This is a genomic window from Streptacidiphilus cavernicola (assembly GCF_042510955.1).
Classification (GTDB): domain Bacteria; phylum Actinomycetota; class Actinomycetes; order Streptomycetales; family Streptomycetaceae; genus Streptacidiphilus; species Streptacidiphilus cavernicola.
Genome location: NZ_JBHFAB010000011.1, coordinates 21,992 through 43,409, shown reverse-complemented (window position 1 = coordinate 43,409; position 21,418 = coordinate 21,992). Strand labels below are relative to the sequence as shown.

The 21,418-nt window shown below is 73.7% G+C and carries 14 protein-coding genes and 1 pseudogene; 2 read left to right on the top strand and 13 right to left on the bottom strand.

What is annotated here, in order from left to right:
* Positions 1-143: 143 nt before the first annotated feature.
* From ACEZDE_RS16320 to ACEZDE_RS16295, 6 genes are all read right to left on the bottom strand, one after another.
* Positions 144-1,376 carry a DNA polymerase III subunit delta' gene (locus ACEZDE_RS16320; protein WP_380536992.1) on the bottom strand — a complete coding sequence of 411 codons (1,233 nt, stop codon included), beginning with the start codon at positions 1,374-1,376 and terminating at the stop codon, positions 144-146.
* Between the two features lie 98 nt (positions 1,377-1,474).
* Positions 1,475-5,242: a dTMP kinase gene (gene tmk, locus ACEZDE_RS16315; protein ID WP_380536991.1), complete on the bottom strand. Its 3,768-nt coding sequence runs from the start codon at positions 5,240-5,242 to the stop codon at positions 1,475-1,477.
* Positions 5,243-5,433: 191 nt separating this feature from the next.
* Positions 5,434-8,289 carry a type I DNA topoisomerase gene (gene topA / locus ACEZDE_RS16310; RefSeq protein WP_380536990.1) on the bottom strand — a complete coding sequence of 952 codons (2,856 nt, stop codon included), beginning with the start codon at positions 8,287-8,289 and terminating at the stop codon, positions 5,434-5,436.
* 366 nt (positions 8,290-8,655) lie between these two features.
* Positions 8,656-9,069, bottom strand: a complete 414-nt coding sequence (locus ACEZDE_RS16305) for a DUF3592 domain-containing protein (protein ID WP_380536989.1) — start codon at positions 9,067-9,069, stop codon at positions 8,656-8,658.
* A 201-nt stretch (positions 9,070-9,270) separates the two neighbouring features.
* Positions 9,271-10,896 carry a DUF7059 domain-containing protein gene (locus tag ACEZDE_RS16300; protein ID WP_380536988.1) on the bottom strand — a complete coding sequence of 542 codons (1,626 nt, stop codon included), beginning with the start codon at positions 10,894-10,896 and terminating at the stop codon, positions 9,271-9,273.
* A 67-nt stretch (positions 10,897-10,963) separates the two neighbouring features.
* Entirely contained in the window at positions 10,964-11,689 is a 726-nt protein-coding gene (locus tag ACEZDE_RS16295; protein WP_380536987.1) for a small secreted protein, read from the bottom strand.
* 237 nt (positions 11,690-11,926) lie between these two features.
* On the opposite strand from ACEZDE_RS16295, the gene ACEZDE_RS16290 reads away from it, so the two are divergent.
* Positions 11,927-12,823 carry an alpha/beta fold hydrolase gene (locus ACEZDE_RS16290; RefSeq protein WP_380536986.1) on the top strand — a complete coding sequence of 299 codons (897 nt, stop codon included), beginning with the start codon at positions 11,927-11,929 and terminating at the stop codon, positions 12,821-12,823.
* Positions 12,824-12,832: 9 nt separating this feature from the next.
* Here ACEZDE_RS16290 and ACEZDE_RS16285 read toward each other — a convergent pair whose 3' ends face one another.
* From ACEZDE_RS16285 to bldG, 3 genes are all read right to left on the bottom strand, one after another.
* Entirely contained in the window at positions 12,833-15,370 is a 2,538-nt protein-coding gene (locus ACEZDE_RS16285) for a sodium-translocating pyrophosphatase (protein ID WP_380536985.1), read from the bottom strand.
* Between the two features lie 306 nt (positions 15,371-15,676).
* Positions 15,677-16,093 (bottom strand): ATP-binding protein, encoded by a 417-nt coding sequence (locus ACEZDE_RS16280; protein ID WP_380536984.1) that lies wholly within the window; start codon positions 16,091-16,093, stop codon positions 15,677-15,679.
* 108 nt (positions 16,094-16,201) lie between these two features.
* On the bottom strand, positions 16,202-16,543 hold the full coding sequence (gene bldG, locus ACEZDE_RS16275) for an anti-sigma factor antagonist BldG (protein WP_030253930.1): 342 nt from the start codon (positions 16,541-16,543) through the stop codon (positions 16,202-16,204).
* A gap of 205 nt (positions 16,544-16,748) precedes the next feature.
* Here bldG and ACEZDE_RS16270 point away from each other — a divergent pair, with 205 nt between their 5' ends.
* Positions 16,749-19,313, top strand: a complete 2,565-nt coding sequence (locus tag ACEZDE_RS16270) for a DEAD/DEAH box helicase (protein WP_380536983.1) — start codon at positions 16,749-16,751, stop codon at positions 19,311-19,313.
* 62 nt (positions 19,314-19,375) lie between these two features.
* On the opposite strand, the pseudogene ACEZDE_RS16265 reads toward ACEZDE_RS16270, so the two are convergent.
* The 4 genes and pseudogenes from ACEZDE_RS16265 to ACEZDE_RS16250 form a co-directional block, all read right to left on the bottom strand.
* Positions 19,376-19,639 (bottom strand): annotated as a pseudogene (locus tag ACEZDE_RS16265) (Rv3654c family TadE-like protein); the annotation flags it as partial.
* A gap of 116 nt (positions 19,640-19,755) precedes the next feature.
* Positions 19,756-20,175, bottom strand: a complete 420-nt coding sequence (locus ACEZDE_RS16260; protein WP_380536982.1) for a TadE family type IV pilus minor pilin — start codon at positions 20,173-20,175, stop codon at positions 19,756-19,758.
* A complete protein-coding gene (locus ACEZDE_RS16255; RefSeq protein WP_380536981.1) occupies positions 20,156-20,521 on the bottom strand; it encodes a DUF4244 domain-containing protein in 366 nt (121 codons plus the stop codon). Before ACEZDE_RS16255 ends, ACEZDE_RS16260 begins: the two co-directional genes overlap by 20 nt.
* Positions 20,522-20,551: 30 nt before the next feature.
* The gene (locus ACEZDE_RS16250) at positions 20,552-21,400 is read right to left on the bottom strand and encodes a type II secretion system F family protein (protein ID WP_380536980.1); all 849 of its coding nucleotides are present in this window, start codon (positions 21,398-21,400) and stop codon (positions 20,552-20,554) included.
* Between the last annotated feature and the right edge of the window lie 18 nt (positions 21,401-21,418).

Sequence of the window (21,418 nt, the reverse complement as noted above, 5' to 3'; positions counted from 1 at the left end):
GTTCGCCAACGCGGGTTCGCCGACGCGAGCGCGAGGTCCGCCGACGCCGGTTCAGCCTGCGCGAGGCCAGCCAGTGCGGGCCCAGTCGGTGCACCCTCAGCTTGTGCGGGCCCAGCCTGCGCGGGCCTCAGCCGGTGCGGGCCTCAGCCCGCGCGCAACGCGACGGTCATGGCCTCCACCGCGAGCAGTGGGGCGACGTTGCGTTCCAGGGCGCGGCGGCAGTCGAGCACCGCTTCCATCCGGCGGAGCGTCCGCTCCGGTGCGGACTCCGCCGCGATCCGCTCCACGGCCGCGCGCATCTCCTCGTTGGAGAGGTCCCCAGCCGCGCCGAACTGCACCGCCAGCACGTCGCGGTAGAACGACGACAGATCGATCAGCGCCCGGTCCAGGGTGTCCCGCTGGGTCCTGGTGGCCCGGCGCTTCTGCCGGTCCTCCAGTTCCTTCATCGCTCCGGCCGTACCGCGCGGCATCCGGCCGCCGACCCCGGCCGCCGCGCCGAGCGCGGCCCGAAGCTCCTCGGTCTCCCGGGTGTCGACCTCCTCGGCGACCTGCTTGGCGTCCGCCGTCGCCGCGTCGACCAGCGCCTGCGCACCGGCCAGGCAGGCGCCGAGGTCGGCCACCCGCAGCGGCAGCTTCAGCACCTCGGCCCGGCGCTCGCGGGCCGCCGGGTCCAGCGCGAGGCGGCGGGCCCGCTCGATGTGGCCCTGCGCGGCACGGGCCGCGAACAGTGCCATCTCCGGCTCGATACCGTCCCGGCGGACGAGTACGTCGGCGACCGCCGCGACCGGCGGCGTCCGCAGCACCAGCAGTCGGCAGCGGGAGCGGATGGTCGGCAGCGCGTCCTCCACCGAGGGGGCGCAGAGCAGCCAGACCGTACGCTGCGCGGGCTCCTCGATCGCCTTGAGCAGGACGTTCGCCGCGCCCTCGGTGAGCCGGTCGGAGTCCTCCAGGATGATCACCTGCCAGCGGCCCCCGGCCGGGGACATCGACGCGCTGCGGACCAGCTCACGGGTCTCCTTCACACCGATGCTCAGCACGTCGGTGCGCACGGACTCCACGTCCGCGTGACTGCCGATCAGCGCCGTGTGGCAGCCCTCGCAGTAGCCGCAGCCGGGGATCCCACCCAGCTCAAGGTCCGGCGAGGTGCACTGGAGCGCCGCGGCGAAGGCCCGCGCGGCGGTCGCCATGCCCGAACCGGGCGGGCCGGTGAACAGCCAGGCGTGGGTCATCCCGGTGGTCCCGGCCGTGGCGACCGTCGCCTGCTCCTCCTCGCCGCTGGTGCGACCGCCGGACAGGACGATCCGCGCCGAGCGGGCGGCGGCGACGAGCTGCTCCACCACCTGTTGCTGGCCGACCAGGTCGTCCCAGACGCTCACGGTGCTTTCTCCGGTTTCTGCCGAGGGATCCCTACCGAGGGGATCGGGGTCAGGACGAGGGTAAGTGCGGCCGACGCGTGGCGGGTGCGGTACCGCCGTCAGCGCTTGCCCTTGCGTCCCTTGCCGCCTGACTCGTCGTCGCCGCCGTCCCACTGCGACCACTCGTCCCGGGAGCCGAGCAGTTCGTCGGTGAGGCTGGGCAGGTCGTCCAGCGGAGTCTCCTCGGCCCAGTCGTAGCGGCCGGGGCGCTGTGGGGGCGCGGACGGCGCGGCGGGGGCCGGGTCGATCAGCGGCATCTCGGTGGTGCGCTCCACCTGCGGCAGCTGACGGGTCGGCTGCTCGTCGCCCGGCTCCGGGCGGAACAGCCAGTCGGGGGAGCCCTCCTGGACGCTCTCGCCGCTCTTGGGCCGGGCCACCCGCCAGGACCGCGGCAGCAGCCGGTGCTGGTCGGACGGCGGCTCCGCGCCGCCCGACGGGGCGGCCGGGACCTGCGGCAGGACCGCGGTCCGCTCCTCGGGCGGAGTCGGCCGGGCCGACGGCGTCACCGCGCGACCGCGCCGCGGGGCCGCGGGCGGCGCTGCGGGGGAAGCGGCGGGAGCGGCGGTGGGCGCATTGGTGGGCGGCGCCGCTGCGGACGGTGCCTGCGGCGGGGGGCCGGAGGGCATCCTCGGGATGACCGCCGTCTCGTCGGCCGCGCTGCCCGTCTCGGCGTCGCCACCGGCCGCACGGGACCCAGCGGTACGGGCCTCGGTGGCACGGAGCTCCGCGGCGCGGGCCTCGTCGGCACGGCGGACCGCCTCGGCCCGGTCCTCCTCGGTTATCACCTGCGTCGGCTGGTCGGGCGCGACTCCCAACGCGGGCGCAGCGGCAGGTGCAGACGCGGGTGCGCTCTCCGCCTCAGCGCCAGCCTCGACCCCGGACGCATCAGCCTGCGGCGCACCGCTCTGGGGCGCACCGTCCCCGGATGCACCGTCGTCCCCGGACCCACCCTCCTCGGACGGGTCCTCGGCAACAGCGTCCTCCACCTGCTCCTCGCCCGCGCGCCTGTCCCCCGTGTCACGGCCGGCGTCACCCGCGTCACGACCCGCGTCCGCGTCATCCCCCACAGCCGCAGCCGCACCCGCACCACCGGTACCCGAACCCGCGTCACCGCCTGAGTCCACACCCCCCGCGCCCGCGCCCCCCGCGCCCCCCGCCAGCGGCACCTCGCGGGTCGGGGCCTCGGCCCCCAGCGCGGCTTCGGCCGCGGTGACGCCTGCCGCAGCCGCCAGCCGGGCCTCCTCGGCCCGCCGCAGCGCGTCCTCCGCACGCCGCCGCTCCTCCGCCCGGCGCTCGTCCCGCTGCCGCTCCAGCTCAGCGAGCCGGGCCGCCTCGGACTCGATCCGGCGACGCTCCGCCGCCTCCGCCTCGCGCCGCTCCTGCTCGGCCGCCGCGCGGCGGGCCGCTTCGGCCTCGGCGGCGAGCCGGGCCTGCTCGGCCGCGTGCCGCGCCTTCTCCGCGGCCTTGCGGTCCTCCTCGGCCTGGAGCGCCTTGGCCTTCTCCTCCTCGGCCATCCGCAGCCGCTCCAACTGCGCCTGCTTCTCCCGCTCGGCCCGCTCCGCCTCGGCCTTCAGCCGGGCCTCCTCGGCGATCCGGTGCGCCTCGGCCTCGCGGGCCAGCCGCTCCTGCTCGATCCGGGCCACCCGCTCCTGCTCGGACAGCGGCAGCTCGCGGTCCAGCCGGTGCCGGATCGCGGTGGTGACCTCGCCGGGGCTCTGCGCGGCGTTGACGACCAGGTAGCGGACCGGGTCGGCGGCGGCCAGCGCCAGGAACCCGCTGCGCACCCGGGCGTGGAAGTCCTCGGGCTCGGACTCCAGCCGGTCCAGCGCCTCGGTGAAGCGCTCCCGCGCCGCCGCCGGGTCGACGTCCAGCAGCACGGTCAGGTCGGGGACCAGGCCGTCGGTGGCCCAGCGGTTGACCCGGGCCACCTCGCTCGCGGCCAGGTCGCGGCCGGCGCCCTGGTAGGCGACGGAGGAGTCCATGTAGCGGTCGGTGATCACCACCGCGCCGCGGTCCAGCGCCGGACGGATCACGTTGTCGACGTGCTCGGCCCGGTCGGCCGCGTAGAGCAGCGCCTCGGCGCGGTGCGAGATGCCGGTGTTGCCGACGTCCAGCAGCATCGCCCGCAGCCGCTGGCCGATGGCGCTGCCGCCGGGCTCGCGGGTGACCACGACCTCGTGGCCCTTGCTGCGGATCCACTCGGCGAGGGCCTGCGCCTGGGTGGACTTCCCGGCGCCGTCGCCGCCCTCCAGGGCGATGAAGTAGCCGGTCCCGGCCCGGTGCGGGACCGGCTGCGCGCCGCCGCGCAGCGCGTCCCAGACGTCGTGGCTGAACGAGGCGGTGCCGCGGCGGTCGTCGACCCGGAAGAACACCACCGCGGCCAGTACCAGCAGCAGCAGCCCGACCACCGAGACGGCGAGGCTCGCCCCGCGGTGGTCGAAGTGCGGCGAGTCGGTGCCGAACGCCTGCGGGCCGAAGGCCGCGCCCAGCAGCGGGGCGGCGACCAGGCCGACCCCGGCGGCGACCCGCAGCATCGACCGCAGGTGCTCGCGGACGACGGGTCGGCGGGCCTCCTCGGTCTCCAGGTCGAGCAGCACGGTGGAGGTGCGCAGGGCGACCCCGGCGGCCAGCCCGGCCAGCGAGATCAGCACCAGCGCCAGCACGAAGTCCCGGACCAGGCCGCTCAGCAGCAGCGAGAGGCCGGCGGTGCCGAGGGCCAGCGGCAGCAGCCTGCGGCGGCTGAGCACCGGCAGCACCGAGGCGGCGATCCGTAGCCCCAGCACCGGTGCGGCGGTGGCGGCGAGCACCAGCAGGCCGAAGCCGACCGGTCCGGCCCAGAGGTCGGCGGCATGCGGGTAGGCCACGGCGACCGAACCGGCCATCGCCGCGACCGCCCCGGCCGCGGAGAAGCTGAAGGCGACGGAGCTGCCGGTACGGCCGCGCGGGGCGGCGGCCGACTTCCCGGGAGCAGCGTTACCGGGGGCGATGTCGGTGGGGGCGCGCAGCCCGCTGAGCGGCGACCAGGGGTTGCTCGGACCGGGCGCGGGCGGCAGCTCCTGCAGGTAGTGCAGCACCGCGGCGACCAGCAGCAGCGCGGCGGCGCCGAACGCGGCGACGGTCCCGGCGTGGGCGTCCAGCCAACCGACGCCGGAGGAGACGCCGTTCTCGATCAGGGTGAGCAGCACCAGCAGGCCGGCTGCCAGCGGCATCGCCGCGTACCCGGTCCACTGGTCGAGGTGGCGCAGCACCGGGCGCTGGTCCACGGCCGGGACGCCGGGCGCGGGGGCGGGCAGCAGGCGCCCGCCGACCGCCTCGCGGGCGAGCGCGGCGACCCGCTCGGCGGCGGTGGTGGCGAAGATCGTGATCATCAGCCAGACCGCGGAGGTGCCGTGGTCCCAGACGATCCAGAACGGGGCGGCGACGAACAGCGCGGCCCGCAGCACGTCCACGCCGACCAGGGTCCAGCGCCGGTCGAGCCGGTCGAGCAGCCGGGACAGCGGGTGCAGCAGGGCGACGCCGAGCAGCAGTGAGGTCAGCAGCCGCAGCGCGAACGCGGCGGCGATCACCAGCAGCGCGGCCCGGTAGCCGGTGCCGAACTCCCCGGTCGCCCCGGCCTGGACCACCAGGACGAGCAGCACCAGCAGCCCGAGCCGGTCCCCGACCGAGCCGAGCAGCTGAGCCCGCCACAGCCGCCGGTACGGGCGCACGCGCAGCAGCGCGGCGGCGCGCTCGGAGGCGCTGCCGCCGGGCACGACCGTCAGGACGGTCGGCGTGGTCGGGCCTTCGGGCGTGGGGTCGTCGGGGACGGGCTGTACCGCACTGGTCATGACGGTCAGCCTAACCGGAGGGTCGGACACCAAACGGCCGTCCGACGTAAGTCCACAAGGCCATGACACTTCTGTGACCTGGCAGCCACGCCGAGGGGCGGTCCGGTCCCCGGTGACTGGACCGAACCGCCCCGTGACGCCTTACCGACGGCCTGAGCGCCTTACCGACACCCGTGCGCCCTACCGACGGCCTAGTCCTCCGCGGCGGGCTTCTTGGCGGTGACCTTCTTCGTGGAGTCGGCCTTGGCCGCCACCGTCTTCTTCGCGGCGGTCTTCTTGGCCGCCGAGGCGGTGGTCTTCTTCGCCGCGGTCTTCTTGGCCGTCCCGGTGGCGGCCTTCTTCGCCGGGGCCTTCTTCGCGGGCGACTTCTTGGCGGTCTTCTTGGCCGGCCCCTTGGCCCGCTTCTCGGCCAGCAGCTCGTAGCCGCGCTCCGGGGTGATCTCCTCGACCACGTCGTCACGGCGCAGTGTGGCGTTGGTCTCACCGTCGGTGACGTACGCGCCGAAGCGGCCGTCCTTGACCACCACCGGACGCTCGCTGACCGGGTCGGTGCCCAGCTCGCGCAGCGGCGGCTTGGCGGCGGCCCGGCCGCGCTGCTTGGGCACCGCGTAGATCGCCAGCGCCTCCTCCAGGGTCACCGTGAACATCTGCTCCTCGCTCTCCAGCGAGCGCGAGTCGGTGCCCTTCTTGAGGTACGGGCCGTAGCGGCCGTTCTGCGCGGTGATCTCCACGCCCTCGGGGTCCACGCCGACCACCCGCGGCAGGCCGAAGACCTTGAGCGCGTCGTCCAGGGTGACCGTGTCCAGCGACATGGTCGACAGCAGCGACTGGGTCCGCGGCTTCACCGCGTTCTTGCCGGTCTTCGGGGTGCCCTCGGGCAGCACCTCGGTGAAGTACGGGCCGTAGCGGCCGTCCTTGGCGACGATCTCGTGGCCGCTGACCGGGTCGGCGCCCAGCTCGCGCACCCCGCTGGGCTTGGCCAGCAGCTCCTCGGCCAGCTCCGGGGTCAGCTCGTCCGGCGCCAGCTCGTCCGGGACGTCGGCGCGCTGCTCGCCCTTCTCCACGTACGGGCCGTAGCGGCCGACCCGGAGCACGATGCCGCTGTCGCCGAGCGGGAAGGAGCTGATCTCCCGGGCGTCGATCGCGCCGAGGTCGGTGACCAGTTCCTTCAGCCCGCCGAGGTGGTCGCCGTCGCCGTTGCCGGCGTCGGCGGCCGAGTTGGCGGAGGTGGTGGCCGCGCCCTCGGTCTGCTGGCCCCAGTAGAACCGGCGCAGCCAGGGCACCGACGCGCCCTCGCCGCGGGCGATGCCGTCGAGGTCGTTCTCCATCTTGGCGGTGAAGTCGTAGTCGACCAGCCGGCCGAAGTGCTCCTCCAGCAGCCGGACCACGGCCAGTGCCAGGAAGGACGGCACCAGTGCGGTGCCCTTCTTGAAGACGTAGCCGCGGTACACGATGGTGTCGATGATCGCCGCGTAGGTGGACGGGCGGCCGATCTCCCGCTCCTCCAGCTCCTTGATCAGCGACGCCTCGGTGAAGCGGGCCGGGGGCTTGGTGGAGTGCCCGTCCGGGGTGACCTCCTCGGCGCCGAGGGAGTCCCCCTCGGCGACCGGCGGCAGCCGCCGCTCGCGGTCGTCCAGCTCGGCGTCCGGGTCGTCGCGGCCCTCGACGTAGGCCTTGAGGAAGCCGTGGAAGGTGATGATCTTGCCGGTGGCGCTGAACTCGGCGTCCCGGCCGTCCGCCGAGGTCCCGGCGACCTTGACCGTGACCGACTGGCCGACCGCGTCCTTCATCTGCGAGGCGACGGTCCGCATCCAGATCAGCTCGTAGAGCCGGAACTCGTCGCCGCGCAGCCCGGTCTCGGCGGGGGTGCGGAAGCGGTCGCCGGAGGGGCGGATCGCCTCGTGCGCCTCCTGGGCGTTCTTGACCTTGCCGGTGTAGACCCGGGGCACGTCCGGCAGGTACTCGCGCCCGTAGAGCTGCTCGACCTGGGCCCGGGCGGCGGTGATCGCCGTCTCCGAGAGCGTGGTCGAGTCGGTGCGCATATAGGTGATGAAGCCGTTCTCGTACAGCTTCTGGGCCACGTCCATGGCCCGCTTGGCGCCGAAGCCCAGCTTGCGCCCGGCCTCCTGCTGCATGGTCGTGGTCCGGAACGGCGCGTACGGGGAGCGGCGGTACGGCTTGGACTCGACGCTGCGGACCCGGAAGGCGGCGTCGGCGAGACCGGCGGCCAGGGCGCGGGCGGCGTCCTCGTCCAGGTGCAGCACCTGGGCCGAGCCCGCCTTGAGCTGCCCGAGCGAGTCGAAGTCACGGCCCGAGGCGACCCGGCGGCCGTCCACCGAGGACAGCCGCGCGCCGAAGGTGCCGGGGTCGCCGGGGTCGCCCTTGCCAGACGCAAAGACGGCGGTGAGGTCCCAGTAGGAGGCCGAGCGGAAGGCCATCCGCTCGCGCTCGCGCTCGACCACCAGCCGGGTCGCCACCGACTGGACCCGGCCCGCCGAGAGCTTCGGCATGACCTTCTTCCAGAGCACCGGCGAGACCTCGTACCCGTACAGCCGGTCCAGGATGCGGCGCGTCTCCTGGGCGTCGACCAGGCGCTTGTTCAGCTCGCGCGGGTTGTTCACCGCGGCCTGGATCGCGTCCTTGGTGATCTCGTGGAAGACCATCCGGTGCACCGGGACCTTGGGGCGGAGCACTTCCTGGAGGTGCCAGGCGATGGCCTCCCCCTCGCGGTCCTCATCGGTGGCGAGGAAGAGTTCGTCGGCTTCCTTCAGCAGCGACTTGAGCTTCGCGACCTGGGCCTTCTTGTCGGCGTTGACGACGTAGATCGGCTCGAAGTCGTGCTCGACGTCGATGCCGAGCCGACGGACCTCGCCGGTGTAGCCGTCCGGCACCTCGGCGGCGGTGCCGGGGAGGTCGCGGATATGCCCGACGCTCGCCTCGACCACATATCCGGGGCCGAGGTAGCCCTTGATCGTCTTCGCCTTGGCCGGCGACTCAACGATGACGAGTCGCTGGACTTGGCGTGCGGTCTCGCTGGTCGGGGACACCTTCGCTCTTCTCTCCCGGTCGATATGGGGTACTCAGGCCGCTCGGCGCCGTTGTCGGTCCGGAGCCACTGAAGCCCTGAGAGCGGAGTGTGACCGCATCAAGGTCCCCCTTGTCAAACGGACGAATCCCGATTTACGGACTTCGGGATGCCGACGACGCCTCTCGAACGGTAACCCGAGGGCGAGTGTTCCCGCCGTACAGATAGCTTCCGAGAGCTGAGCCGGACATGCCGGATGATAGGACTGTAACCATCGTCCGCGCTGGACAGGACGGCCCCCTCGGCGTGTTCTGCGCCCATCCGGCCGCACACGACCGATCCGCTCCCCCCGTGGCGGTCCGGTCTCCAGCCGCGGTCCGGCGGGGGTCTAGCGGAAGAAGCCGAGCAGCAGCAGCACGCCGCAGGCGGCGAACGCCAGGCCGAGCAGCAGCCAGAACGCGTCGCTGCGGAGCTGGCCGACCCCGTCCACGGCGACCACGGTCGGTCTGGCCGGGTCGTACGAGACCGGGACCAGGGTGTCCACCGCGAACATCGGCGTCCGGCGGACGGAGGTCCAGCCGCGCGGCCGGGTGACCACCTCCCCGTGCCCCTCGACCTGGAAGCCGAGCACCGGCGAGGTGTCCGGGTGGTCGGCCGCCGCGGCCTGCCCGTCCGGGTCGGGGAGGACCCGGGCCAGGCAGGACACGCCACTGCGCCGCAGCTCACGCCGGGTACGGACCTCGGCGGCACACCAGCAGAGGACGCCGGCGCCGAACAGCGTGAACCATGCGCCGGTGAACACGCTCAGCGGTGTATCCACGTCTGACCCCCGGAGTGAGTAGTACGACCGTCACACTGGCAGCGCACGTCGAATGCCGGGCGCACGCTCGGCGTACGCCCGGCGTCACTCCGGGGAAGCGAAGATGAACACGGATGGGTTCCGGTCATCTTCCTGACTGTTTTCCGCCAGACCGGCGCGGCCGGCGGCTCGGGCCCCGGGGGCTCAGCCGACCGGCTCCAGGAAGCCCTGCTCCACCAGCATCCGGATCTGCTCCGGAGTACGGGCCCGCAGCTGCGCCGGGTCCTCGTCGATCAGGGCGGCGATGGCGTCCAGGATCTCCCCCGCGGTCAACTCGCCGTCGCAGACCCCGGCGAAGCCGGCGCCGACCGTGTCCACCTTGGTGGCCCGCCGCATGCCCCGGTTCTGACGCAGGATCACATGCTGGGGGTGCTCCTCGCCGGGCGCGCCCACCTGCTCCTGCACCACCTCGTCCGCGAGCCGGTAGCGGGCGGCGAGCAGGGCGCTGTCGTCGTGGTCGCGCAGGAAGTCCTGGCGGGCGAACCAGCGTTCGACCTCGGGGCCGAGCGGCTGCTCGACCGTGTGCGGCCACTCCTCAAGGTGGACCGAGGGCCTGGCGGCAGCGGCGGCGGACGCGGGCCTGCGCAGGGTGATCCAGCCGAAGCCGACCCCCTCCGCCTTCGCCGCCTCGAAAGCGTCCAACCAGGCGCCGTAGCGGGCGTCGTAGTCCTCGCGCGACTCGCGGTGGTCACCGCCGTCGCGCAGCCACAGCTCGGCGTACTGGGTCACGTCCTGCACCTCGCGCTGCACCACCCAGGCGTCGCAGCCGGTTCCGGCGATCCAGCCGCCGACCCGCTCGCGCCAGTCCTCGCCGCGCACATGCTGCCAGTTGGCGAGCAGTTGGCAGTAGCCGCCGGGCTCCAGGTGCCGTCCGGCCGCGGCGACCAGGGCGGCGCAGAGGTCGTCCCCGGCCATCCCGCCGTCGCGGTAGGTGAAGCGACCGCCCGGCGAGATCACGAACGGCGGGTTGGACACGATCAGGTCGAAGGCCTCGGCCGCCTCGTCCCCGCCGACCGGCTCGAACAGGCTGCCCGCACGGGTCTCCACGTTGTCGAACCCGGACAGCGCCATGGTCAGCGCGGTGAAGTGCAGCGCCCGCGGGTTGACGTCGGTGGCGACCACCTGCGCACCGTGCCGCGCGGCGTGCAGGGCCTGCACGCCGGAGCCCGCACCGAGGTCGAGCACCCGGCGCACGGGACGGCGCACGGTGATGTTCGCCAGGGTGGTGGACGCGCCCCCCACCCCGAGCACCAGTTCGCTGCGCGGCACCGCGCCGCCGTCCCCGGCCGAGCCCGCGGCGCCGATGCCGCCTGCCCCGCCGACCGCGCAGCCGAGGTCCGACACGATCCAGGCCTCGGCGGCGGCGGAGGCCCGGCCGGTGAGGTCGGCGGCGATGTCGTTGGCGTACGGCCGCACGTCCACGGTCGCCCGCACCGGACGGCGGTCGTCGCCTCGGCTGTCGTCGGCGTGGACCAGCCAGCCCGCGGCCAGGCACTCCGCCACCGGGAGCGCGGCCTCGGCCTCGGCGTACGGGACCGTGCGCTGGAGCAGGAACAGCCGCAGCAGCGTCTCCCGCACGCTGCCGCCACCGGTCACCCGCAGCGCGGGCACGGTCTCGCTGCGCGCGAGTGCCGCGTACGCGGTCGCGCCGAGCAGTTCCAGGCAGCCGTCGGCGGTGAAGTCGGCGGCGAGGAACGCCGCCCGAAGGCGGGCGGCGAGCCCACCGTCAAGGGCCGGCCGAAAGGACGCAGAATCGGTGCTCGTGGTCACCCGCCCATTGTCCCCCGCCGAACCGCTCCGGGTCAGCCGCCCACGGCGGTGTCGGACGGCGGGTGGCTCAGCTCGTCGCGCCGGCCGACGGCTTCGTGGTGGTGGTCGCGGTGGTGGTCGCAGTCGCGGTCGGTTTGCCGGACGGCTTGGTGGGCGAGGAGGCCGAGCCGGTCGCGCCCGTACTGGACCCGGTGCCGGCGCCGGCCCCGGGCGTGGCACTCGCCGTCGTCCCCGTCCCAGCCCCCGTCCCCGGAACGGACTTGCACCCCGGCTGCTTGGCCAGCGCCGTTCCCAGGTCGCCCGTCTGCAGCTTCTGCAGCGCCGCGGTGGACAGCTCGGCGAGCCGCTGCACCTGGTCTCCCACGCCCTTCAGTCCGGCCGCGAACTTGGCCTGGTCGGTGACCACCAGCCCCTGCACCGATTTCTGCGCCTGGGTGTACCCCCCGGCCGCCTGGTCCAGCTCGGAGAGGGCGTCCGCCTGGAGCTGCGCGCCGTTGTCGACCTTCGGTGCGCCCGCCTTCTGCACCGCCTGGGCGATCTGCGTGTTCGCCGTGGCGAGCGTGCCGAAGTCCGCCGCCAGGCGGGTCTGCAGCGCCTTGGGCGACTCCCCGGTCTTGACCGCACCGGTGTCGGCAAGCGCGGTGTTCGACTGCTGGACCGGGCTCTGCATCCCCTGGCACAGCGTCTTCGCCCAGGCGTCGACCGCGGGACCGTTCCCGCTGCCGCAGGCGGTGGCCCCGAACGCCACCAGCGCGGCCGGCGCCGCCAGCCTCAGCCACATCTTCGTCACCACGGGTTCCTCTCCTCGCCCGAGCCCGGCGTGCACCGGCCCCCGGCCCCGGAACCTACACGTCGCGGCCTAACGACGGACGATCAGTGCCTGGTTTGCACTGATCCGACAGCTTCTGACCCCTCCGGCGCGCCGGAACGACGTCCGCCAGCGCCCTACGGCCGGACCCCCTATCGCACGGCCGCACGAACGACTAGCGTGCAGACCGACCAGTCGGTACGCGCTCAGAGGAGATCACCCATGCCCCGCACCCCCGCGAACGCGCAGCAGGTCGAGCTGGAGTACGAGACGTTCGGCGACCCCGCCGACCCCACCCTGCTGCTGGTGATGGGCCTCGGCTCACAGCTGACCGCCTGGCCGGTGGGCCTGTGCGAGCTCCTGGTCGCGCACGGCTTCCACGTGGTCCGCTTCGACAACCGGGACTGCGGGCTCTCGACGTTCGCGGACGCGGACCGGCAGCCGGACCTCGGGGCGATCCTGCATGGCGACCCCTCGTCCGCCCCGTACCTGATCGGCGACATGGCGCTGGACGCCTGCTCGGTGCTGGACGCGCTCGGCGTGCGGCAGGCGCACGTGATGGGTGTGTCGATGGGAGGGATGATCGTGCAGCAGCTGGCGATCGACCACCCGGAGCGGGTGCTCAGCCTCTGCTCGGTCATGTCGCGCCCCGGGGACGGCGTCAGCGGGGGCTCCACGCCCGAGGCCGGTGCGGTGCTGCTGCGCCCGCGCGCGGAGGGACGCGAGGCCGCGATCGACGCCGGGGTGACGGCGTATCAGATCATCGGCTCCCCCGGCTACCCGGACGACCTGGCCGAGCTGCGCGTACGGATCACGGCCGGCTACGACCGGTCGAGCCGCCCGGACGGCTTCCCGCGGCAGTTCGCCGCGATAGTGGCCTCGCCGGACCGCACCCCGGGGCTGCGGCAGCTGACGCTGCCGACGCTGGTGATCCACGGCGCGGACGACCCGCTGATCGACCGCAGCGGCGGCGAGGCCACGGCAAAGGCGGTGCCTGGCGCGGAGCTGCTGGTCATCCCGGGGATGGGACACAACCTGCCGTACCAGCTGTGGTCCGGGATCGCCGACGCCGTCGCCGCGAACACGGCGCGGACGGCGGCGGCCCCGGACCGGGGGTGACGCGGTCGGTCAGGAAACGGCGGTCGGGCTGGGCTCCTCGCTGGGCCCGGCCCCCGCCCCCTGCTCCTCACCCCCGTCCGCTCCCTCGGCAGCCGCCGCAGGCTCCGCCCCCATCGCGATGCCGCGGCGCTTGGACGTCCACACCGCGCCGACGATGACCACCAGGCAGAGCACCCCGACCCCCACCCGCAGGCCGACGTTGGCGTCCGCCCCGAAGCTGAACTTCACGATCGCGGGCGCGACCAGCAGCGAGACCAGGTTCATCACCTTCAGCAGCGGGTTGATGGCCGGGCCCGCGGTGTCCTTGAACGGGTCGCCGACCGTGTCGCCGATGATCGTCGCCTCATGCGCGTCGCTGCCCTTGCCGCCGTGGTTGCCCTCCTCCACCAGCTTCTTGGCGTTGTCCCAGGCTCCGCCGGAGTTGGCGAGGAAGACCGCCATCAGCGTGCCGGTGCCGATCGCGCCGGCCAGGTAGGAGCCGAGCGAGCCGACCCCGAGCAGGAAGCCGACCGCGATCGGGGCCAGCACGGCGAGCAGCCCCGGTGTGGCCAGCTCGCGCAGCGCGTCCCGGGTGCAGATGTCCACCACCCGCCCGTAGTCCGGGAGTTCCGTGCCCTCCATGATCCCGGGTTTGGTCCGGAACTGCTCCCGCACCTCGAACACCACCGAACCGGCCGAACGCGAGACCGCGCTGATGGCGAGGCCCGAGAACAGGAACACCACCGCCGCGCCCAGCAGCAGCCCGACCAGGTTGTTGGGCTGGGAGATGTCCAGGCTGAGGCTCAGCCCGTGCGCGGCCGAACCGACCTGGGCCTCGGCCGTGTTGATGGCGTCGGTGTAGGAGCCGAACAGCGCCGTCGCCGCCAGCACCGCGGTGGCGATGGCGATGCCCTTGGTGATCGCCTTGGTGGTGTTGCCGACCGCGTCCAGCTCGGTCAGCACCTGCGCGCCCGCGCCGGTGACGTCGCCGGACATCTCGGCGATGCCCTGGGCGTTGTCCGAGACCGGCCCGAAGGTGTCCATGGCCACGATCACCCCGACCGTGGTCAGCAGCCCGGTCCCGGCCAGCGCGACCGCGAACAGCGACAGCGTCAGCGAGCCGCCGCCGAGCAGGAACGCCCCGTACACGGCCGCGCCGATGACCACCGCCGAGTAGACCGCGGACTCCAGGCCGAGCGAGATGCCGGACAGCACCACCGTGGCCGGGCCGGTCAGCGAGCTGCGGCCGACGTCCAGCACCGGGCGCCGGTTGGTCTCGGTGAAGTAGCCTGTGAGCTGCTGGATCAGCGCGGCCAGGACGATGCCGATGGCGACCGCGGCGAGCGCGAACACCCTGGGGTTGCCGCTGTGCTGGGCGATGCCGTCCGGGACGCCCTTCAGGTCGGCGAAGCTGCCCGGCAGGAAGGCGAAGACCGCCGCCACGACCAGCACCAGCGAGAACACGGCGGAGATGAAGAAGCCGCGGTTGATGGCGCTCATGCCGCTGCGGTCCCGGGTCCGCGGCGAGACCGCGAAGATCCCCAGCACCGCGGTGATCACGCCGATGGCGGGGACCAGCAGCGGGAAGGAAAGGCCGTCGTCGCCGAAGGCGGCCTTGCCCAGGATCAGCGCGGCGACCAGGGTCACCGCGTACGACTCGAACAGGTCAGCGGCCATGCCGGCGCAGTCGCCGACGTTGTCGCCCACGTTGTCGGCGATGGTGGCGGCGTTGCGAGGGTCGTCCTCGGGGATGCCCTGCTCGACCTTGCCGACCAGGTCGGCGCCTACGTCCGCGGCCTTGGTGAAGATGCCGCCGCCGACCCTCATGAACATCGCCAGCAGCGCGGCCCCGAAACCGAAGCCCTCCAGCACCTTGGCGGCGTTCTCCTTGTAGATCAGGACCACCACCGAGGCGCCGAACAGGCCGAGGCCGACGGTGATCATGCCGACCACGCCACCGGTGCGGAAGGCGATCCGCATGGCCCGGTGCGAGACCCCGCGGATGTCGGGGGCCGCCGCCGCGCCGTCAGGCGCTCCGGCCTCGGCGCCGTCGGGGTTCGCACGGTCCGGGTCCGGGATGGCCGGGTCCGAGGTGACTGGGTCAGGGATGGCCTGGTCCGGGGTGGCCGCGCGGGCTGCCGCCGCCACGCGGACGTTGCTGCGCACCGCCAGCCGCATCCCGATGTAGCCGGTGAGGGCCGAGAATCCCGCGCCGACCAGGAAGAACACCGAGCGCCCGATGCGCTGGTCCCAGTTGTCGGCGGGCAGGAGCAGCAGCAGGAAGACCACCGCTCCGGCGAACACCCCGAGGGTGCGGAACTGCCGCGCCAGGTACGCGTTCGCGCCCTCCTGGACCGCGGCGGCGATGCGTTTCATGGATTCCGTGCCCTCGTCGGCGGCGAGGACCTGTCGCACCAGCACCCAGGCGACCCCGAGGGCAGCCAGGGCGATCACGGCGACGATGATCACTATGGTGCGACCGTCACCGGTCAGCACGGCGGACACTTCGGGCGATGCTGCGCTGATACGTACGTTCGATGGAGCTCCGGAGAAGTCGAGCCCGGCCATTCGTCCTCCTTGACGTCTGGCTCGTGCGCCGGGCGGTGCTTTCTTTCTGGTTCGGTCCACTCGGCTGCGCGGGCGAGAGGGGCCGTCAACTGACACGGCAGGCCGCGATTCTAGGAATCGCGGCCTGATGAAAACAGGGTGTGCGCAGGGATTGGCGGATGATTCGTCAATGTGTTTGCGGGAGCACGACAATGGACAGGTATGACCGGATCCGGTCGCACCTGTCCTTGACGATCACTCAGGCGGCGCTGGGTTCGGAGCAGCGCAGGGTGTCGGAACAGCGCTGGACTCAGGGCAGCATTGGACTCAGGGCAGCACTGGATGCACGGCGACCGGCCAGCTCATCCGGACCACCCCGCCGTCCTCGTCGCTGCTGATGTCCAGGTCGTCGACGAGCCCGCTGATCACGGCAAGGCCCATCGCGGCCTCGGCTGCGTCGTCGCCCTCGGCCGTGTGGCCGTTCGGCTCGCCCGCACCGACGCCGTCGCCGACCTCGATCAGGAACCGCTTCTCCTGCTCGACCAGCTTGACCCGGACCGCGTCGTCTATGCCGCCGCGCCGGTGCAGACCGACCGCACGCGAACATGCTTCGCCCACGGCGAGGCGCACCTCGTCGAGGACGGATTCGTCAACTCCAGCCCGGCGGGCGACGGCCGCGGCGACAAGCCGCGCGGTCCGTACGTGCTCCGGGAGCGCGCTGAATCGGAGTTCGACGGTGGCCATGGCTCCCCCTCGAAGGTTCGTACCTCCCGGCCCGTTCCGGACCGGCCCGAGGTCCCGTCAGGGACCTCGGGATGTCGCGTCAGACTGATGGGCAGGACAGCGTCCTGGTCAGTCGGTCGCGGCCACGGCCTCGTCCACAGAGCTGTGGATGGGGAACACCTTGGTGAGCCCGGTAATGCGGAAAATCTTGAGGATGCGCTCCTGGTTGCAGACCAGACGGAGCGAACCCTCATGGGCGCGTACCCGCTTGAGCCCGCCGACGAGCACTCCCAGCCCGGTCGAGTCCAGGAAGTCCACGCCTTCCATGTCCACGATCAGGTGGTAGTGACCCTCGTTGACGAGCTCGACGAGCTGCTCACGCAGCTTCGGCGCGGTGTACACATCGATCTCGCCCCCCACCTCGACGACCGTGCGGTCGCCAACGGTACGGGTCGACAGGGACAGGTCCACGGAACCTCCAGCACCTTGCTCTCACAGCCTCACGACCCACCCGGGCGGGGGGACGCGCTGCCATGACGGCATCGTTGCGATTCTTGGCCGTTGGGCGGGGCTGGTGCCCCGATGCACGGCCGCGATGGCATTCAATCACTTACGACCAGGGCAGCACGACGCCTTGCGGGGAATCTCCACCGGTCTGGTGACAGACTGACTGCCGATGAAGCCGCGCCCGGACCCGCCAGCGACCGTTCTCGACAGGCTCACGGAAGCCCGAGGACGGCAAGATCGGCTCACTCATACGGAGCACCTGCCCGCTCGTGCCGCCCGGTATGCAATCTGGCCACCAGGAGTTCGGCCGGAAATCATCGCCGCGGTGGAGAAGAGCGGAATCGCCCAGCCATGGACACATCAGGCGGAAGCCGCGGACCTGGCGCTGGGCGGCGAGAACCTGGTCATCGCCACCGGCACCGCCTCGGGCAAGTCGCTCGCCTACCTCGCCCCGGTCCTCAGCACCCTGCTGGACGGCACGGAAGCCGCAGCGGGCGCCTCCGCCCGCCCGAAGGACGGCGGAGGCCGCGGAGCCACCTGCCTCTACCTGTCCCCGACCAAGGCTCTGGCCGCGGACCAGCTGCGCCGCCTGGCCGAGCTGCGAACCCACGGCGGCGGCTCGCTGGACCGGGTCCGCCCGGCCGCCTACGACGGCGACACTCCCTTCCAGGAGCGCGAGTGGGTACGCCAGTACGCCTCGCTGGTGCTGACCAACCCGGACATGCTGCACCGGGGAATCCTGCCCGCCCACGCCCGCTGGGCCTCCTTCCTGCGCGCGCTGCGCTACGTGGTGATCGACGAGTGCCACACCTACCGGGGCGTCTTCGGCTCGCACGTCGCCCAGGTCCTGCGCCGACTGCGGCGGCTGTGCGCCCGCTACGGCAGCGAGCCGGTGTTCCTGCTGGCCTCCGCCACCTCGGCCGAACCCGGACTGGCAGCCGGACGGCTCACCGGGCTGCCGGTCACCGAGATCACCGACGACGGCTCGCCGCGCGGCGAGACCGTGTTCGCCCTGTGGGAGCCGCCGCTCACCGAGATACGGGGCGAGCTGGGCGCGCCGGTACGCCGCTCCGCCACCGCGGAGGCCGCCGACCTGCTCAGCGATCTGGTGCTGGACCGCACCCGCACGGTCGCCTTCGTCCGCTCCCGGCGCGGGGCCGAGCTGATCTCGGTGATCGCCCAGGAGCACCTGGCCGAGGCCGCCGGGCACACCGTCGCCCGCCGGGTCGCCGCCTACCGCGGCGGCTACCTGCCCGAGGAGCGCCGGGCGCTGGAGCAGGCGCTGCACTCCGGACAGCTGATCGGCCTGGCCGCCACCAGCGCCCTGGAACTCGGCATGGACGTGGCCGGGCTGGACGCGGTGCTGATCGTCGGCTACCCGGGCACCAGGGCCTCGCTGTGGCAGCAGGCAGGCCGGGCCGGGCGGGCCGGGCAGGGCGCGCTCGCCGTCCTGATCGCCCGCGACGATCCGCTGGACACCTACCTGGTGCACCACCCCGAGTCGCTGTTCCGGCAGCCGGTGGAGTCCACCGTGCTGGACCCGGACAACCCGCACGTACTCGCCCCGCACCTGTGCGCCGCCGCGGCGGAACTGCCGCTGACCGAACCCGACCTGGAGCTGTTCGGCCCGTCCGCACCGCTGCTGCTGCCGCAGCTGGAGCGGCGCGGGATGCTGCGCAGGCGGCCCGGCGGCTACTTCTGGACCCAGCGGGAGCGGGCGGTCGACGGCATCGACATCCGGGGCGGGGGCGGCACCCCGGTCCGGGTGGTGGAGGCCGACACCGGGCGGCTGCTCGGCACCGTGGACGCCGGCTCCGCCCACACCGCGGTGCACACCGGCGCCGTCCACCTGCACCAGGGCCGGACCTACCTGGTCCGGGAGCTCGACCTGGAGGAGGCGGTGGCGCTGGTCGCCGAGGCCGACCCGCCCTACAGCACGGTCGCCAGGGACACCACCGCGATCCGGGTGCTGGGCACCGACCACGAGGTGGAGTGGGGCCGCGGACGGCTCTGCTTCGGCTCGGTCGAGGTCACCAACCAGGTCGTCTCCTTCCTCAAACGCAGGCTGCTGACCGGCGAGGTGCTGGGCGAGACCAAACTCGACCTCCCGCCACGGACGCTGCGCACCCGGGCCGTGTGGTGGTGTGTGACGGACGATCAACTGGACGACGCGGGGCTGCTGCCCGAGGAGCTGCCCGGAGCCGCGCACGCCGCCGAGCACGCCTCGATCGGACTGCTGCCGCTGTTCGCCACGTGCGACCGCTGGGACATCGGCGGCGTCTCCGTCCCGCTGCACCCGGACACCGGGCTGCCCACGGTCTTCGTCTACGACGGCCACCCGGGCGGTGCGGGGTTCGCCGAACGGGGGTTCCGGCGGGCGCGGGAGTGGCTCGGCGCGACCCTCGCCGCGATTCGCGCCTGCGAGTGCGAGCGGGGCTGCCCGTCCTGTATCCAGTCCCCGAAGTGCGGCAACGGCAACGACCCCCTGGACAAGGCCGGAGCGGTCCGACTCCTGCACCAACTGCTCACCGACAGCGAGGGGCCGGTACCCGGCGAGGCGGCGGGCAGCGCGGGCGCGGGTACCGCGACAGCGGGCGGGGCGGCAGCGGGCAGCACGGCAGCAGGCGGGGCACACTCCGATGCGGGCAACACGGCAGCGCAGAACGCCGACGCGGGCAGCGCGGTGGCGAGCGACGCGGCGGCCGGGGCCGCGGGGAGCACGTCCTCGGCGTAGAGGGGGCCGGCTCGGGCTCTCGCTCGGGCCGGGGGCAGGTCGGTGAAGAGGCCACCGGCCCCGGCCGGTCCTCCGGAGAGCGGGACCTGCACGGTCACCTCCACCGCGTCCTGGACCGCGTCGCGCTCCAGCACGCAGGACACCAGCTCGGCCCGCTGCGCCCCGGCGATCCGCTCTGCCTCGGCGCAGGCCGTCCCCGGCTCCCAGAGCAGGCGGCTCGCCGCCGCCAGCGCGGCCAGATCCGCCGCAGCCGCGGCCCGGTGCCGCGCGGCGACCGCGGCGGTGAGGCCCAGCGCCCCGGCGAAGACACAGAAGCCCAGCGTCATCAGCCCCACCAGCCAGACCGTCGCCGACCCGGCCTCCCGGTTCCTCCGGTCCCCCTGGTCCCCCCGGCTGCTCGGGCGATCCCCGTCACGCCGCCGCTCATCGTCACCGTTGCCGCTCATCGGGGCGCCGTTCGGGCGCCGGGTTCCCGTGCCGCCACCGCGGTTGCCTCGACCGGCACCGACAGCAGCCCGCCGAGCGCTCCCGGCCCCCGCGACACCGCCGAGACCCGTACCTGGACCGTGTCGCCGGACTCGCTGACATCCACCGAGGCTCCCCGCGGAGCGCCCCGCCTGACCACGTCCAGCACCTGGCCCCGCGGGTCGCCCCGGGCCGCCGCCCGCGCCCCCTCCCTGGCCGCGTCCACGCAGCGGACCTGGGCCGCGCCCACCAGGACACCCCAGACCAGCGCTCCGACCAACAGCACCAGCACCGGCAGCGCCATCGCGGTCTCCGCCGTGACGAACCCGCCCTCGGCGGTGCCGCGTCGGCCCCCGCCACCACCTCGCCCGCACCGGTCACACCACGTGGAGGGCACGGGTGACCAGCGCGTTCAAGGCCGAGGACACTGCCCCGCTGGTGACGACCTTGTAGAGCAGCGCCGCGAACCCGCACGCGGCAACCGTCCCCACCGCGTATTCGGCGGTGGTCATCCCGGCGTCCGGACGGCGCCGGGCCAGCCGCTGGCGGACCAGGCGCACCCCGTGCAGCAGCCAGGCCTGGGCGACGGCGGCGACAAGCAGCAGCAGGCCCCTGATCCGGCACAGCCACAGCCCGCCCACCGGCAGGAACGGCTCCGGGGCGTCGATCAGCGCGTCGAACCGGTCGAGCTGGGCGCTGAACTGCGCACTGTGCCGGTTGTCGAACACTGCGGTCCCACTCATGATTGGCTCCCTAGGAAAGTTGACACTCGATCAGATCTGTACGAGAAAGCTTCCGGCCAGGCCGGTGACCACCGGCACCACGCCGATCAGCACGAACGCGGGCAGGAAGCACAGCCCGAGCGGCGCTGCGGCCAGCACGCCCGCCCTGCGCACCCGCGCCTGCGCGGCGGTGGCCGCGGCCGTCCTGGCCCCTTCGGCGAGCCGGGCCAGACCCGCCGCGGGCGGTGCTCCGCTGGCGGTGGCACGCACCAGGCAGCGGCCGAGCGGTCCGAGGACCGGGTCGGCGCCGAAGCGGCCCCAGCTCTCCTCCGCGTCCGCGCCGGTCCTGATCTCCGCCGCGACCCGGGCCAGCCGCGCCGCCATCGGCCCGCCGAGGGCCTGGGCCACCGCCTCGGCGGCCTCAGCCGGGGAACACCAGGAGGACAGGCATCCGGCCAACAGATCCGCGGTCAGCGGCAGTTGGTCCCGCAGCCGGGCACGCTCCCGCCGCCCGCGGCGCTGCTCGGGGGACGGCGGCTCGGGCAGCCAGCGGTATCCGGCCGCCCCTGCCAGCACGCCCACCAGCAGCCCGGCGAACCCGCCGACCGACAGCGCGAGACCGGCTCCCAGCAGCAGCGAGGCCGCGCTCCTGACCAGACGGGGCGACAGCCCCCCGTCCTGGCCCGGCAGTTGGCCCGGAAGTTGGCCCGGCACTCGACCCGACAGCCGCCGGACCAGCGCCTCCCAGCGGCCCAGGCAGGGCCCGGGTCTGCGCTCCAAGGGCAGCCCCGCCGCCCCGGCCCGAGCCCGCGTCCTGCCTTCCACGCCCACCCTCAGCAGGGCGAGCAGTACCGTCACCGCCGCGCTGAGCAGCGTCGCCACCAGCACCGACAGGTCCATTCCGCGCCCGCCTCTCCC